The organism is Pseudoalteromonas sp. SG45-1, assembly GCF_014164135.1.
Classification (GTDB): Bacteria; Pseudomonadota; Gammaproteobacteria; order Enterobacterales; family Alteromonadaceae; genus Pseudoalteromonas; species Pseudoalteromonas distincta.
In genome coordinates, this window is record NZ_JACJEP010000015.1 from 57,596 (window position 1) to 73,622 (window position 16,027).

The 16,027-nt window shown below is 39.7% G+C and carries 10 protein-coding genes; 3 read left to right on the plus strand and 7 right to left on the minus strand.

From position 1 onward, the window contains the following. Positions 1 to 22: 22 nt before the first annotated feature. The 6 genes from H5117_RS13400 to H5117_RS13425 all read right to left on the minus strand — a co-directional run bounded on the left by H5117_RS13400 (position 23) and on the right by H5117_RS13425 (position 7,282). On the minus strand, positions 23 to 1,336 hold the full coding sequence (locus H5117_RS13400; RefSeq protein ID WP_182738300.1) for a PAS domain-containing sensor histidine kinase: 1,314 nt from the start codon (positions 1,334 to 1,336) through the stop codon (positions 23 to 25). Further along, positions 1,336 to 2,667 (minus strand): sigma-54 dependent transcriptional regulator, encoded by a 1,332-nt coding sequence (locus tag H5117_RS13405; protein WP_182738302.1) that lies wholly within the window; start codon positions 2,665 to 2,667, stop codon positions 1,336 to 1,338. Before H5117_RS13405 ends, H5117_RS13400 begins: the two co-directional genes overlap by 1 nt. Before the next feature lie 71 nt (positions 2,668 to 2,738). Then, positions 2,739 to 3,947 (minus strand): ABC transporter permease, encoded by a 1,209-nt coding sequence (locus tag H5117_RS13410; RefSeq protein WP_182738305.1) that lies wholly within the window; start codon positions 3,945 to 3,947, stop codon positions 2,739 to 2,741. Between the two features lie 11 nt (positions 3,948 to 3,958). Next, positions 3,959 to 5,272 (minus strand): ABC transporter permease, encoded by a 1,314-nt coding sequence (locus H5117_RS13415; protein ID WP_182738307.1) that lies wholly within the window; start codon positions 5,270 to 5,272, stop codon positions 3,959 to 3,961. Positions 5,273 to 5,275: 3 nt separating this feature from the next. Then, positions 5,276 to 5,986 carry an ABC transporter ATP-binding protein gene (locus H5117_RS13420; protein ID WP_182693985.1) on the minus strand — a complete coding sequence of 237 codons (711 nt, stop codon included), beginning with the start codon at positions 5,984 to 5,986 and terminating at the stop codon, positions 5,276 to 5,278. Positions 5,987 to 6,028: 42 nt separating this feature from the next. Continuing rightward, entirely contained in the window at positions 6,029 to 7,282 is a 1,254-nt protein-coding gene (locus H5117_RS13425; RefSeq protein WP_182738309.1) for an efflux RND transporter periplasmic adaptor subunit, read from the minus strand. A 699-nt stretch (positions 7,283 to 7,981) separates the two neighbouring features. Here H5117_RS13425 and gltB point away from each other — a divergent pair. The 3 genes from gltB to H5117_RS13440 all read left to right on the plus strand — a co-directional run bounded on the left by gltB (position 7,982) and on the right by H5117_RS13440 (position 15,678). After that, positions 7,982 to 12,439 carry a glutamate synthase large subunit gene (gltB, locus tag H5117_RS13430; protein WP_004335377.1) on the plus strand — a complete coding sequence of 1,486 codons (4,458 nt, stop codon included), beginning with the start codon at positions 7,982 to 7,984 and terminating at the stop codon, positions 12,437 to 12,439. A 9-nt stretch (positions 12,440 to 12,448) separates the two neighbouring features. Beyond that, positions 12,449 to 13,864, plus strand: a complete 1,416-nt coding sequence (locus H5117_RS13435; protein ID WP_182738311.1) for an FAD-dependent oxidoreductase — start codon at positions 12,449 to 12,451, stop codon at positions 13,862 to 13,864. Positions 13,865 to 14,655: 791 nt separating this feature from the next. After that, positions 14,656 to 15,678 carry a GGDEF domain-containing protein gene (locus H5117_RS13440; RefSeq protein WP_335676254.1) on the plus strand — a complete coding sequence of 341 codons (1,023 nt, stop codon included), beginning with the start codon at positions 14,656 to 14,658 and terminating at the stop codon, positions 15,676 to 15,678. A 13-nt stretch (positions 15,679 to 15,691) separates the two neighbouring features. Here the strand turns inward: H5117_RS13440 and H5117_RS13445 are convergent, their stop codons facing one another. Then, positions 15,692 to 16,015: a hypothetical protein gene (locus H5117_RS13445; RefSeq protein WP_182738313.1), complete on the minus strand. Its 324-nt coding sequence runs from the start codon at positions 16,013 to 16,015 to the stop codon at positions 15,692 to 15,694. Between the last annotated feature and the right edge of the window lie 12 nt (positions 16,016 to 16,027).

The following is a 16,027-nucleotide window of genomic DNA, read 5'->3' on the forward strand; positions in this document are numbered from 1 at the left end:
GTTGTTTTTAATTTGTGTAAATTTACGAATAAGGAAGGCTCACTTGAACGTTTAAGCCGCCCTCTATTTTGTTATGTAAACTTATATGCCCTTGGTGCGCTTCTGCTATTTCTCTGCATAAGGCTAGCCCTAAACCACTCCCCGTACTTTTTGTTGAATAAAAGGGCACTAAAGCATTTCCCATTACTTGCTCGCTCATTCCTTTACCGCAGTCGCTTACATTTATAACACATGCTTGGGGTACAAACTCGACCTGAATATGTATTTCATTGGCATTGGAACCTGACTCGTGTGAATTTTTTAATAGGTTTATGAGCAGCTGCTCGAGTTGTGTTTGATCAGCTTGTAATTCATTGTGTGAATTTTTTATTTCGTAGCTAAATTGCCAGTGGTTTTTTAAATTATTGAGGGTGTTTTGCCAGTTAACTCGCGTTTTTTGTGGCTGCGGTAATTTAGCAAACTTGCCATAGCCTTGTACAAATTCAGTTAAGTGACTAATTCGCTCATCAATAGTTGCAAATACACGGGCAAGACGAGGCTCATCAACTTTATTTGCGAGCAATTGTGCGCTGTGTAGCATGGATGACATAGGGCCGAGTGAATTATTTAATTCGTGGCTAATAATGCGTATTACTTTTTTCCACACCGCAACTTCTTGGCGACTAAGTTCACGGGTTAACTGTTTAAATATATATAAATGATGCTTTTGATTATTGAGTAAAAACTCCCCAGTGGCTAAATGCCAAGTTTGCGAGTCTTGATTCTCTATTTCTATATTAAAGAGGCCATCAATACCGTGCTCTATAGCTGCTACTAATTGCAGAGGCGAATTTTCGAGTAATTTACTTAGTTGCATACCTTCAAGGCGAGTTGCGCTATTAAATAAACTACGGCTAATTAAATTACTAAATACCACCGTATTATTATCATTGACCAGCAATAACGCTTGCGGCGAGCTTTGCAATACTTTATCAAGCATTAACTCGCGCTGGTAAATCCATTGTTTTTCTTGGCGAAGCTGTTTTGCGGTTTGATTATAAAGTTGGCATAGTTTTCCAAGTTCATCATTACTTTTATACGCTAGTAAGCTGGAGAGCTCACCATCTTTAAAATTAAGTAATCCTGTTTCAAGCGATTGCATGCCAAGCTTTATTGGCTTGGTGAGAGTTCTTGAAAGCAGAGTGCTAAATGTAAGCGTTAGTAATATTAAAAACAGAGTGTAGTAAATATCAAAGCCACTTAGCGCGGCAATAATAACAATAGGCAGCGCGCTACAAAGCCCGCAAATTAATACAACCTTTTGGCTTAGGGTAAAGTTGCTAATAATGTTTGGCATTAATAATCAATACCCATTTTTTGTAATCGACGATAAAGCGCTTGTCGGCTTAAACCAAATTCACGGGCGACTTTGGCTATAACACCTTGATGAGCGCGCATTGCGTGTTCTATTTCCTGTTTGGTCGGCTCTGCTTTTGCTTCTTGTTGAGCAGTGGCCGGTGACGATAGTGCAAAGTCATCGACTGTAAGCGCACCTGTAGGTTTTAGTACCGCTACACGCTTACAAGCGTTTTCTAGCTCTCGAACGTTACCCGGCCATTTGTAGTGTTGAAGTGCTTGCTCTGTGTTTATAGTCAGCTCTCGGTGAGGTAAAAAATGGCTAATAAGTGCTAAAACATCATCTTGTCTTTCACTTAGGGCAGGCACATTGAGCTCAATTACATTAAGACGATAATATAAGTCTTCCCTAAATCGACCTTGCTCAATTGCTTGTAGTAAGTTTTCGTTAGTGGCCGATATAACCCGCACATCTACTTTTCGTGTTTGTGTTGAGCCTAAACGTTCAAACTCGCCGGTTTGTAGTACGCGTAGTAATTTTATTTGTCCTGAAAGTGGTAAATTACCAATTTCATCTAAAAATAACGTACCGCCATCAGCTGCTTCAAATCGACCAATACGTTGTTTGGTTATCCCCGTATATGCACCGGCTTCAGCGCCAAAAAGCTCGGCCTCTATAAGTTCTTGCGGTAGTGCACCGGCGTTTACCTTAATAAAAGGCTGCGATACAAGCGGGGAGTTTTTTTGAATAATATGCGCAATACACTCTTTGCCACTCCCATTAGGGCCTGTAATTAATGCAGATATATCAGATTTAGCCACTTGAAGCGCCATAGTAACCAGTCGTTCCATCGCAGTACTTTTAAATATTAGCCCAGCAAGGTCTGCATTTTTAAATGTACCTTCACGTTCTTGTTGATGGCGATTATGTGTCGCCACTATTTTTTTAGCACTGCCTAGCTCTATTAAGTTACCGATACAAACTAGTAGTTTTGCATCATCCCAGGGTTTTGGTAAGTAATCAGCAGCACCGGCTTTTACAAGCTCAATGGCGGTGGCAAGTTCGGTCCAGGCTGTAATAAGTATAATAGGTAGGTGTGGGTTTATTTCTCGTAGTTCATAAAACAACGCTTTACCTTCTTCGCCAGAGGTGGTGTCGCTGGTAAAGTTCATGTCTTGAATTACAAGCTCAATTCGCTGATAGCGAACTATTTGCAAAGCATCAAATGGATTTGTTGCAGTGACTACCGAAAAATCGTGGATCTCGAGCAACAATGAAAGTGCGTCGAGTACTGCTTGGTTATCATCAACAATGAGTATTTTATGAGTCATAGGTTATTTTTATAATTTTTTAATGGCTACACTGCCTTACTAAGCAGTGTAGCATAGTGATTTACATATTATTAAATAGTGCGAGTTGCGATACTGGGCGAAATATTGGCAGCGCGTTTAGCCGGCGCTAATACTGCAAGTAAACTCATTAAAAATACGGCAATGGCGGTAACGGCTATATAACTTGGCGGTAGTGCGGCTACAGAAAAATACTGCATTAACATTTTCCCAAGTAGTATTGCTGTTACTACACCTAAGGCTAAACCTAGGCTACAAATTAATGCATTTTCTACTAAAAAGTAGCTAACAATAGCTGACTTTCTTGCGCCAAGTGCTCTGCGTGTACCAATTTGCTTAGTACGTTTGCTAATATTAAATAAGGTTAAGCCAAAAATACCGAGAGCGGTTATAAGCACTAAAATAGTGATTAATACTATGAGCATGCGCATCATAAGGCGATCTTGAGCGGTATACTCATTTTTTAATTCATCAAGCCCTTTAAGGTTGTTAATAACGCGTTTGCTGTAATTTTCGAGCATAGCATTTTCTATTTCTTTCATTACAGCTGCTCGCTGACCAGGCTTAGTACGAACGGCAACTTGTGCATAACTTGCTGCTTTAATATAAGGAATAAACGCAAGATTATCGGGTTTACTGTCTTTGAGCCACGGGCCTTTCATTTTTCCGATCACGCCAATAACTTTAAGTGGTAGGTCACCAAAATAAACTATTTTCCCTAAACCATCTCCATCAGGGTAGAGCTCATCAAGTAAGGCTTTAGTGACTATAGTGACGTTGGTGCGCTTTTGTGTAATTTCGTTTGTAACGAGCACTTCATCTTCGGTAAAGTTTCGCCCTGCAATTAAGTTAACGCCGTAGGTATTAATAGCATGATCGTCTATAAAAATATAAGCGGCCCTGACACTTAGGCCTTCTTGTGGAGCAGGTTTTAAATTAAAGCTCGAAGCGCTGCCACCCCCTGATAGCGGAATACTACTGCTTAATGCGGCATCAACTACGCCTGGCATTTTTCTAAGCATGCTTTCATCAAGCTCAAACTGCTGGCTTAAGTTAATATCAGTACCAAAGGTCATTACATTAAACTTAAATATATCTTGCTCAGGGTAGCCCGTTTCTTGGTTTAAATAGCTAATTCTATCTTGAATAATAAACGCAGCGTTACTGACTATAGCTGTGGTAATTGCAATTTGAATTAGCAGTAATACAGCGCCCACCTTTGAGCGGCATAAGGCGTTAAATATAGGTTTTATTTCTAACATTGTGACATTCCTTATTGGCTCTTAAGATAAATAGCAGGATTGGTTTTACACACTAACCAAGCTGGGTAAAAACCAGCTAAAATGCAGGTTGTAATTGCAATCAATGGGGCGCTCAATAGCATGGTTAAATCCATTGTCGCTAAGTTTTCATAGTAGTCGTAGCTTTGCCCTACGCCCATTAAACCAAGTTGTGCTAGTACAATTCCTAGCATGCCACCTATAAAGCCAAGCATGGCGACCTCAACTAAGTGCTGTAAAAATATTTGCCTTTTACTAGCACCTAATGCGCGTCTTACACCTACTTCTGGCGCTCTGCGTAAAAACTTAGCTAAAAGTAAACCTAAAATATTGGCTAAGCAGACACCTAAGAACATAAAGCTCAGGCCCACTAAAATTTTATTGTCTTCGGTGACGACGTTGTTGTATTGCATCCATTGGTTTACATCGCGAAGTTTATACTCAAGTTCTTTACGATTAAATCGACCATGTTTTTGTTGTTCTTGCATATAGTCTAATAAGTAATTTTGATAGGCTTGTTTTTGTTCAAGCGTATTTAGCTCTGCCCAAAACTGGATCCATACTTGCTCAGATTGCAGTTTATCTGCAAAGGTTGGTGTGTTTTCGTGTTTCCATCCATTGCTATTGCCCCAACTTACGAGCTCTTTTGCCTTTATTAAGCTAAAGGGCATAAATAACTCTTCTACTTGATTAAATGCACCGTTATTTAAATCATAATACTTAATATTGAGAGGCCAATGATTAATAACACCAACTACTTGATAGCTTGCATCATCTAAGTAAATCAGTTCTCCGACGGAGTTTTTTCCTGCAAATAGTTTATCGTTTATCTCTTGGGTAATAACAACCACAGGTGCGGCAGAGTCTTCTTGCTCTTTGCTCCAAGCCCCTCCGTATAAAAATGACAAATTAAACATGCTAAAAAAGTCAGGCGTTGTCATGCGAGCATTACCTATAAAAGGTTTTATTTTGTCGGAGTCTAGATAAACTGAGAAACCGGTACGCATCATAGCCACTTTTTTCTCTGGCGTGGGTGCGTTTAATAAGTTCTCAGCATCTTGATAGGTCAGTTGCAGTGGCATGTTATCTTCTGTCCACCACGTACTACCATCGTCCATTGTTTGTAATTGCACACTGTAAAGTTGGCTGCTTTTTTCTGGTATAGGATCGGCCGACATCATGTGATAAACACTAAGGCTGGTCATTGTTATGCCTATACCTATCGCAATGGCAAGTACCATTAAAAAGCTAACCAATGGGGTGCGCTTGAAGCTGCGCCAACTTAAATCTAAATAATGAATAAACATTAGTTAAACCCCCGATGCTGTTTTTATAGTTTGCGCGCCTTGATAAAGTGTAAAGTCGGCAAGTTGCCCATCAACTACTTGAATATTACGCGGAGCACGGCGGGCTAATTCGCTATCATGCGTTACCATTATTATAGTGGCACCGTCGCGATTTATTTGTTCAAGTAACTCCATAACTTGGCGAGCCATTAAGCTGTCAAGGTTACCTGTTGGCTCATCGGCAAGTAAAAAACGAGGTTCACCAGCAAGCGCACGAGCTATTGCCACACGTTGTTGCTGGCCACCGGAGAGTTGCTGAGGTAAGTGTTTAGCGCGAGATGCTAAACCAACTTGTTCAAGGCATTGCTCAATTCGACGTTTTCGCTCATTTGCTTTAATCCCTCTATAGCGAAGAGGAACTTCTATGTTTTCATATAAATTTAAATCGGGGATTAAATTAAAGCCTTGGAATATAAAGCCAATTTTTTGATTTCGTAAATCAGCACGTTGGTTATCGTTTAGGCTGCCAACATTAACGCCATCCAACAGGTACTCACCTTCGTTAAAAGGCTCGAGCATACCTGCAATATTTAAAAAGGTTGTTTTTCCTGAGCCGCTAGGACCGGTAACAGCAATAAATTCGCCTTCGTTTACTTGCAGGTTAAAGTCTCGAAGCGCATGGGTTTGTACCATTTCTGTTTGGTATACTTTACTTACATTGTTCATTTGTAACATGGTTGTTCCTAATTATTTTTAGCGTTGGTTGAGAACGTCTGTTTAATTTAATAAAATCGTATCGGCTTGCTTAAAGTCGCTGTAGCTTGAAATAATAATTTCATCGTTTTCTTTTAGCCCGCTCAAAAGCTCAACTGCATTAATGCTGGTGGCGCCGATTGTAATAGGTATACGCTTTGCAATATTGCCTTCTACCTTATAAGCAAAAATTCCGCCTTGCTGCATAAAAGCGCCGCGTTTCACCTGCATTACACCTTCTCGGTTGTCGAGTAAAATACGTGCAGTTAAGCGTTGGTTTTGACGGATGTTGTTAGTAACACCTTTAAATCGGACGCGTGCTGTTACTTCACGATTATTAACTTCTGGTGATATGGCGGATAAATTCCCCATCACTGTTTCATTGCCTAACTTAAGCTCTACTTCCATACCGAGTCCTAATTCGTTGGCGTAACTTTCAGGTACTTGAAGTTCCGCTTCGAAATTACTTAAGTCGACGAGTGTCATAAGAGGTTGGCTTTGTGTCACAGCGGCTTTTTGTTGCACAAGTAGGTTACCCACGATCCCAGTAACGGTAGCCTTAATAGATAGGTTGCTTACTTTTCTGATTAAATCATCAACAATAAGTTGTTGGCGGGTCACATCACTTTTAGCTGCTTGTAGTTCAAAGGCGAGCGTGTCTTTGGCAAGCAATACCTCTTGTTGTGCATGTTTATATGAGAGTCTTGCGCGTGATAAATCATCAACTGCTTTTTCAAGATCAATTTGGCTAATTAAGTGCTTTTGAATTGATAACTGTGCCCGGCGATTTTCGCGCTCAGCGGCATTAAGCTCAACTTGTGCCATATCGAGTGTTTTATTTAAAGTGAGTGTTTGGCGTCTTGCTTGCAAATGCTGCCTTTGCTGCTCGCCTTGTAGTCGTTTAAGTACAGATTCCTGTTGCTTTAATTCATTAGTTAACTCAGGGCTTTGCAGCAGGGCAAGTGTATCGCCTTGCTTTACTGTATCGCCGGCCTTTACTTTTAAATCTATAAATCCACGTTCTGGGCTGTAGATTTTAGGAGCATTAGCAGCAACAATTTTACCACTGGCGGCAATGTCTCGAATGAGCGCTTTAACATGTACTTTTGCAATCTGTACTTTTGAGTGGCTAATAGAGCTTTTAGCGCTATGGTTAGTTAAAAAAATATAAGCAACTGTAGAGACCACAATGAAAACAATCGCAGTGATTATCGTGTATTTTTTATAGTTTATAGGTGCCTTTACATGTACGTCTTGTGCACTGGTATCTTTAATCATTTAATTCCCCCTATATTGCTTTTATGTATTTTTCGCACAGCAGTAATAAAGCTGCTGTGCAAATGGCGGCAATAGGAGAGAGTAAAAATAAGCTTAGAGTAAACATGGTAATTCCAATTAGCGATTATATGTAAAGCTATACGATTAATATGCCAACTATTATCGCATTGATATTAAAGTGCTTTTTATTTTTTTGTTCTTGAAAATGATGTCCGCGGACAGTTTTTATGTCCGCATCGGACACCGCTTTAAATAAAAATTCACTATTAATGTACAAAAAAGGACATGAACTTTCATAACTATACTAATGAGCAGCAATAATCGGGGATGTTAAGCCATTAAAGTAATGAAATAGCACAAAACTATCTAAATGTTAACTGAATAGCCCTTCATGAGTTGAATACTTATTCACTTTTACTTGCCTTTACGTTTACGTAAGCTGCGGCTTTGGTCGCTTGTGTTTTTTACAATATGTTAAACTTGACACCAGTGTCATGAAAAAATAGTGGTTAAAATAACGCTAAATGTTAAAAATAATGATGAAAAGAAATCTTGCTATGAAGTGAGAAATATTCAAGAATGTGAATATGTATTCAAAGTGCTATTGACTCTATTTAAGATAGAGGCTAGTTTTGTCCGTCTGTTAGCAAATCGTCGAGCAGTTCATCCACGCTAACAGTGCAGCAAGGGGAGGGGTCTATGTTATACGACTCAAAGTTAGAAAAAGAAAATTGTGGCTTTGGCTTAATAGCCCAAGTTAATGGTCAAGCTAGTCATAGGCTTATTCGTACTGCTATTACGGGGCTTGATCGCATGCAGCACCGTGGCGGTATATCTGCCGATGGTAAAACAGGTGATGGCTGTGGTTTATTATTACAAAAACCAGATAGCTTTTTCCGTGCAATTGCCAGTGAACATAATTGGCACTTAGGCAAAAACTACGCAGTGGGTATGATATTTTTAAATTCAGACCCTGTTTTAGCACAAGCTGCAAAACAAATACTTAGCGAAGAATTAGAAAAAGAAACGCTAAATATTTTAGGTTGGCGTGTTGTACCAACCGACCCATCTATGTTGGGTCCTATTGCTGTACAGCAATTACCAGGTTTTGAACAAATTTTTGTTAGCGCGCCAGAAGGTTGGCGTTCTAAAGACTTAGAGCGTCGCTTATATGTAGCACGCCGCCGCGCTGAAAAGCGCATTGTTGATGATGAAGCTTTCTATATCGCAAGTCTATCTGGTTTGGTAACTATCTATAAAGGCTTAATGATGCCTGCGGATTTACCTAATTTTTACCTAGATTTAGCTGATATTCGTATGACGAGTGCGATTTGTGTTTTCCATCAGCGCTTTTCTACTAATACTCAGCCGCGTTGGCCTTTAGCTCAACCTTTCCGCTATTTAGCACACAATGGTGAAATTAATACTATTGAAGGTAACCGCCAGTGGGCACGCGCACGTTCTTATAAATTTGCGTCACCGCTTATTCCTGATTTACAAAGCGCAGCGCCGTTTGTAAACGAAACCGGTTCTGATTCATCAAGCCTAGATAATATGCTTGAGCTATTTTTAGCTGGCGGCATGGATTTATTCCGCGCTATGCGTATGCTCGTGCCGCCTGCATGGCAGAAAAACCGTGCAATGGACGACGATTTACGTGCATTTTACGACTTTAACTCTATGCATATGGAACCATGGGATGGCCCGGCAGGTATTGTTATGTCGGATGGTCGTTTTGCGGCGTGTAACCTTGACCGTAATGGACTTCGCCCAGCACGTTATGTAATTACACAAGATGGTTTTATTACGCTTGCATCAGAAGTGGGTATTTGGGATTACACTGCCGATGAAGTGGTTGAAAAAGGCCGTGTTGGTCCAGGTGAATTATTAGTTATTGATACTAAACTTGGCAAAATCTGGCACTCGGATGAAATCGATCAAGATTTAAAATCTCGCCATCCTTACAAGTCATGGCTTGAAGAAAACGTTAAACGTTTAGTTCCATTTGAAGAACTTACTGAGCAAGACGCTGGTAATCGCTCATTTGATGACGAAACGCTAGCTAAATATCAAAAAATGTTTGGTTATACCAACGAAGAGCTTGATAGCGTTATTCGTGTAATGGGTGAAAACGGCCAAGAAGCGACAGGCTCAATGGGTGATGACACGCCATTTGCTGTGCTTAGTGAAGGGCATCGTTCACTTTATGATTACTTCCGCCAAAAATTTGCGCAAGTAACAAATCCACCTATCGATCCACTACGTGAAAACCATGTAATGTCGCTTGCAACCTGTATTGGTAGTGAGCAAAACGTATTTAACGAAACAACGGGCCACGCTAAGCGCCTACAGTTTGATACACCAATTTTAATGTACGCAGATATGCAGCAGCTATTAAATGCTGATGAAGCGCACTACAGCTACTGTAAAATTGATATTACCTACACAGTTGAAGAGGGTTTAGAAAACGCGGTTACGCGTATTTGTGACCAAGCACAAGAAAAAGCAGCTGCGGGCTGTATCATGCTTATTTTAACTGACCGTAACTTTGATGAAATAAATTTACCAATTCCAGCAGCTATGGCTGTAGGTGCGGTACAAAAACGCTTAGTTGATAACAACTTGCGCTGTGAATCAAATATTATCATTGAAACTGGCAGCGTGCGAGATGCGCACCAATTTGCTGTGCTATTAGGTTTTGGTGCTACGGCAATTTATCCATACCTTGCGTATGAATCGCTAGTTGCGATGAGCGACAGCAAAATTATTGATAAGTCGTATTGCGAAGTGACCCTTGCTTATCGTAAAGCCATTAATAAAGGCTTATACAAAATTATGTCTAAAATGGGCATAAGTACGGTTGCGTCTTATCGTTGTTCAATGTTGTTTGAAGCGGTGGGATTATCTGATGCAATTATTGAAATGTGCTTTAAAGGCGTTGCAAGTCGCATACAAGGTGCATGTTTTACCGACTTTGATGACGATCAGCAAAGTTTGCACAAACTTGCTTTAAGTAAGCGTAAATTATTAAGCCACGGTGGTTTATTTAAGTACGTTCACGGTGGTGAGTATCATGCTTATAATCCAGATGTTATTCAAACACTGCAAAAAGCGGTTCGCTCAGGTGATTATAAAGACTACAGTGCGTACGCTGATTTAGTTAATAATCGTCCAATTGCGACTTTGCGCGATATGTTAGCGCTTAAATTACCTGAGCAAGGTATAAGCATTGATGAAGTAGAGTCTGCAGAAAACCTATACAAGCGTTTTGACTCAGCAGCAATGAGTATTGGTGCGTTATCACCAGAAGCGCATGAAGCGCTAGCAATTGCAATGAACCGCTTAGGTGGTTGTTCAAACTCGGGTGAAGGCGGTGAAGATAAACTGCGTTATGGTACAGAGAAAAACTCGCGTATTAAGCAAGTCGCTTCAGGTCGATTTGGTGTAACGCCTCATTACTTACGCAGTGCTGACGTTATTCAAATTAAAGTAGCGCAAGGTGCAAAACCAGGCGAAGGTGGACAATTACCAGGTGAAAAAGTAACGCCGTATATTGCTAAGCTTCGTTATTCGGTACCAGGTGTTACGTTAATTTCGCCACCACCGCATCACGATATTTACTCAATTGAAGATTTAGCACAGCTAATTTTCGATTTAAAACAAGTAAACCCTAAAGCACTTATTTCTGTAAAACTTGTTTCAGAGCCAGGTGTGGGAACCATTGCAACAGGTGTTGCTAAAGCATATGCCGATTTAATTACTATTTCTGGCTACGATGGCGGTACAGGCGCAAGCCCACTTACTTCTGTTAAATATGCGGGTAGCCCATGGGAGCTTGGACTTGCTGAAACACAGCAAGCACTAGTAGAAAATGGCCTTCGTCATCGCATTCGCCTGCAAACAGATGGTGGCTTAAAAACAGGTTTAGATATTATTAAAGCGGCAATTTTAGGTGCTGAAAGCTTTGGTTTTGGTACTGGTCCAATGGTTGCCCTTGGGTGTAAATACTTACGTATTTGTCACTTAAATAACTGTGCGACCGGTGTTGCAACACAAGACGAAACACTTCGTCAAAAGCATTATCACGGCTTACCAGAAATGGCGATGAACTACTTTAAGTTTATAGCGCAAGAAGCGCGTGAAATTATGGCTAGCCTGGGCGTTGCAAATTTAACTGACTTAATTGGCCGTTTAGATTTATTAGAAGAAATTGAAGGCAAAACTGCAAAGCAGAAGAAAATTGATTTATCGTCTGTTATTGCTCAGCCGAACAACCCAACTGGCGAAACGCTTTATTGTAGTGCGCCTAACAGTTCGCATTATCTAGGTAAGTTAAACGAAAGTTTATTAGCTAAAGCGCAAGAGGCAATCGATACGTCAAGCGGTATCTCGCTTGTGAGTCGTATTTGTAATACTGACCGCTCTGTAGGTGCAATGCTTTCGGGTTATATTGCTGATAAACACGGTAATCAAGGGATGGCGGCAGACCCAGTAGCAATTGAATTACACGGCACGGCGGGTCAATCGTTTGGTGTTTGGAATGCCGGTGGTCTTGAAATGACATTGGTTGGCGATGCTAACGATTACGTAGGTAAAGGCATGGCTGGTGGTAAGTTAGTGATTCGTCCACCACTTGGCTCATCTTTTGAAAGCCATAAAGCAACCATTGCCGGAAACACATGTTTGTACGGCGCTACAGGCGGAAAACTGTTTGCAGCGGGTTGTGCCGGTGAGCGCTTTGCAGTTCGTAACTCAGGTGTGCAAGCGGTTGTTGAAGGTGTAGGTGACAACGGTTGTGAATACATGACCGGTGGCGTTGTGTGTGTACTTGGTAATGTAGGTGTTAACTTTGGCGCGGGTATGACTGGTGGTTTTGCTTATATTTTAGATGAGCGAAATGATTTTGAAAAACGCATTAATCCAGAGCTTGTAGAAATAGTAACACTAGACGAATTAACGTCGCATCAAGAACATTTACGCGGCTTAATTGCTGAGCATTTAGAGCTTACGGGTTCGTGCAGAGCAGAAAGCATTTTAGCTAACTTTGAACTGTACTTACCGATGTTCAAATTAGTAAAACCAAAATCAAGCGACGTAAAAAGTTTACTCGGGCATCGCGCTCGGAGTAGTGCCGAACTACGTGTTCAGGCGCAATAAGGGGGCAGTATGAGCGAAAATGTATATCAATTTATAGACGTGCAGCGTGTAGACCCACGCAAAAAACCAATCTCGTCACGTAAAAAATCTTTCGTAGAAATTTACGAACCCTTTTCAGAAAATCAGGTTAACTCACAAGCTGATCGTTGTTTAGATTGTGGTAACCCGTATTGTGAGTGGAAGTGCCCAGTACATAACTACATTCCACAATGGTTAAAGTTAATACGCACAGGTCGTATTATAGAGGCAGCAGAGCTTTCTCATCGTACAAATAGCTTACCAGAGGTTTGTGGGCGTGTTTGCCCACAAGACCGTTTGTGTGAAGGTTCGTGTACATTAGATGAAGAGTTTGGTGCGGTTACAATTGGTAATATTGAAAAATACATTACCGATGAGGCATTTAAAATGGGCTGGAAGCCTGATATGTCTTATGTAACTTGGACCGACAAAAAAGTAGCTATTATTGGTGCAGGCCCAGCTGGTTTAGGGTGTGCTGATATTTTAGTTCGTAACGGCGTAAAACCAGTAGTGTTTGATCGTCATCCAGAAATTGGCGGACTACTCACGTTTGGTATTCCTTCTTTTAAACTTGAAAAAGAAGTGATGCAAAAGCGCCGTGAAATTTTCACTGAAATGGGCGTGGAGTTTAAGTTAAATGTTGAAGTAGGTGTTGATATTACGCTTGATCAAATTTTAGCTGATTACGACGCCGTATTTTTAGGGGTTGGTACGTATCAAAGTATGCGTGCAGGTCTTGAAAATGAAGATGCACCAGGCGTTCACGATGCCCTCCCGTTTTTGATTGGTAATACTAACCGTGTAATGGGCTATGACGAGACTAAGCAGCCGTGTATTGATATGGCTAACCAAAAAGTAGTTGTACTTGGTGGTGGTGATACAGCGATGGACTGTGTGCGTACGTCTATTCGTCAAAATGCTGCAAAAGTAACGTGTGCTTATCGTCGTGATAAAGAAAATATGCCTGGTTCTAAACGTGAAGTTAAAAACGCCAAAGAAGAAGGCGTTATATTTACCTATAACGTTCAGCCTAAAGGCATTGTATTGAACGATAAAGGTAAAGTAACTGGCGTTAGAATGGTTAAAACTAAATTAGGCGAACCTGACGAAAATGGCAGAAGTCGTGCTGAAGAAGTACCTGGTTCAGAGCATGTGATTGAAGCTGACCAAGTTATTATGGCATTTGGTTTCCAGCCTCACAAAATGGATTGGTTAGAAAAATACGATGTAGAAATAAACCACTGGGGCGGCATTAATGCACCAGAACAGGGTGAATTTACACATCAAACAACGAACCCTAAAATATTTGCTGGTGGCGATATTGTGCGTGGTTCAGATTTAGTGGTAACCGCTATTTTTGAAGGACGTAATGCTGCAGAAGGTATTATGGATTACTTAAAAGTTTAATTGTTCGTATTAATAAAATGAATAAGAAGCAAGCCAACTGGCTTGCTTTTTTTATTGTTTGATTCGAATGTAATGTCAACGTAGTTAGCCACAAACGGTATTATATTAATATCACCTGTAGTATAGCTTTCTTTAGCGACACCTTGAGCTTTTACCTTTAGTGTAACTACCAAGAGGGATTATTTTGCTTTAGTGAGGGTGTGCTTGTTTCGAGCTAAATACGGATGCTTTGGGCATCTATTAAGCAGCCTTGAGGGTTAATTCATACATCAAACTTTACGCTTTACTTAACCAACACAAGGGTACAGGCATATACTTGTAGCAACTCGAGTTTTTGGATTTTCAGTAGTACTAGCTAACGTTATTTGGTCATAATCTGTAGCTTTTTTTGCTGCTTAATATGCTATAACTTTTGTTTTCGTCGTTGTATAAACACTTTGATGTGAAGAGTTAATTGATTGGTCGCTAGTGCTAGATACATATTTACAGCATCGTCAATACCATCTTTAACTGCGTGTGTTATATCACTACTTTTACTATTACTCAGTACTATTAGTGCGGGTAGTGTGGAAATAAAAAAGTAAACTTATTTATTTTTTAACTCTTAATGTTATGCATTATTCCTAACAAAGGTAAGTAATGGTTAAAGTATTCGCTTTTATCAACCCGAAATAACTAATCTTAAGAGTTGATTTAAATATAAAGTTGGTCCATTATCGCACGCTGTTTACGGTTTGCTTACTTTTTGTCTACAAGTGAGCTTTTATATATTAATAAAATAAATAGAAATTATGTACGAATATTCAAACAAGTCGGAAAGGAAACTCATTGTTCGATTCTTCTCTTCAATAGGGTTTATAGCAACGTTTTCTATGGCTAGCTTAGCATTTATTAATAGCAGTTATTTATTAGCGTGTACCTTGGTTGTTTCTTCGTTTGTTTATTTATTGGCATTTAGCATAAGTAGGGGAGTAGAGAAGTCAGGCACTATAATTTTATACAACCTTTATGCACTAATGTTTTACCTAGTCCTCACTGGTGGAGCACAAGGAACAGGGCCTATATGGATATTCATAGTGTCTCCAGTTACTTATTCAATACGCGGACTTAAGCGAGGTACATTTGATATAATTTTGTTTTTATTAGCGATTGTTTTAGGCTTTTACTGCGCTGATACATTCAATATATATGACTATAGTCCGGAACAGTTTCCTATCAGAATCATACTCGCTTTTATAATTGTCGCGTCGCTGAGTGGCTACTACGAGTTTTCAAGAGAAAAATACAGCAGTAAAATAATTGCTTTGAGTCAAAAGAATGAATTTTTAGCAACTATAGATCCACTCACCAACCTGCCAAACCGTCGCTATACCATGAATAAGCTTGTGGCTTTCAAAAGTGAGCTGAAAGATAATAATACTCCTTTTGTAATTTTATTAGCTGATGTAGATAATTTTAAAAAGATTAATGATCAATTCGGCCATGATTTTGGCGATGAAGCACTTATTCAGTTAGCTAAAACCTTTGATAAAAGTATTCCAAAAAATGCGATTGCATCACGTTGGGGCGGAGAGGAGTTTTTAATTGTTATTCCAGATGCAACAGTTGAGCAGGGGGAGCAAGTTGCAGAAAAAATCCACAACACCCTTAAAGCTTCAGTTGTGAGCTTATTTTCAGATAGTACCAATATTACGCTAAGTATTGGTGTTATCTCTGCAAGTGCCGAACGCTCAATTGATCTTGATATCAAGCGTGCTGATGAACTACTTTATAAAGCAAAAGCGCAAGGTAAAAACAGAACGTGTTCTTCTTAAAAGTTTATCTACTTTAATCCATTGAAAACGAATCAAGTGATGGCTTTATTTTAGCCTTTCTGCGCTTTACGCTCATGTAACACATTGCATTACAGACAATCTGCATTGTAATTAATAGCCAATAACTTATGCCTAAGTCACTTAGGTTATTTATTTTTTCGCTAGTAAAGTAATAGGCTACAGCGATTATCTGAAGAACTAAAAAGCTATTTAAAAACCTCAGTAAACGCTGTTTAAAGTAAGTATGCTTAAATTTACTAAAAATAATTAAACAGCTGCTTAGCGCTAATAAAAACCAACTTAAAATGATACAAAAATTAACTAAAGTACTGTGCATTATTTAATCCTT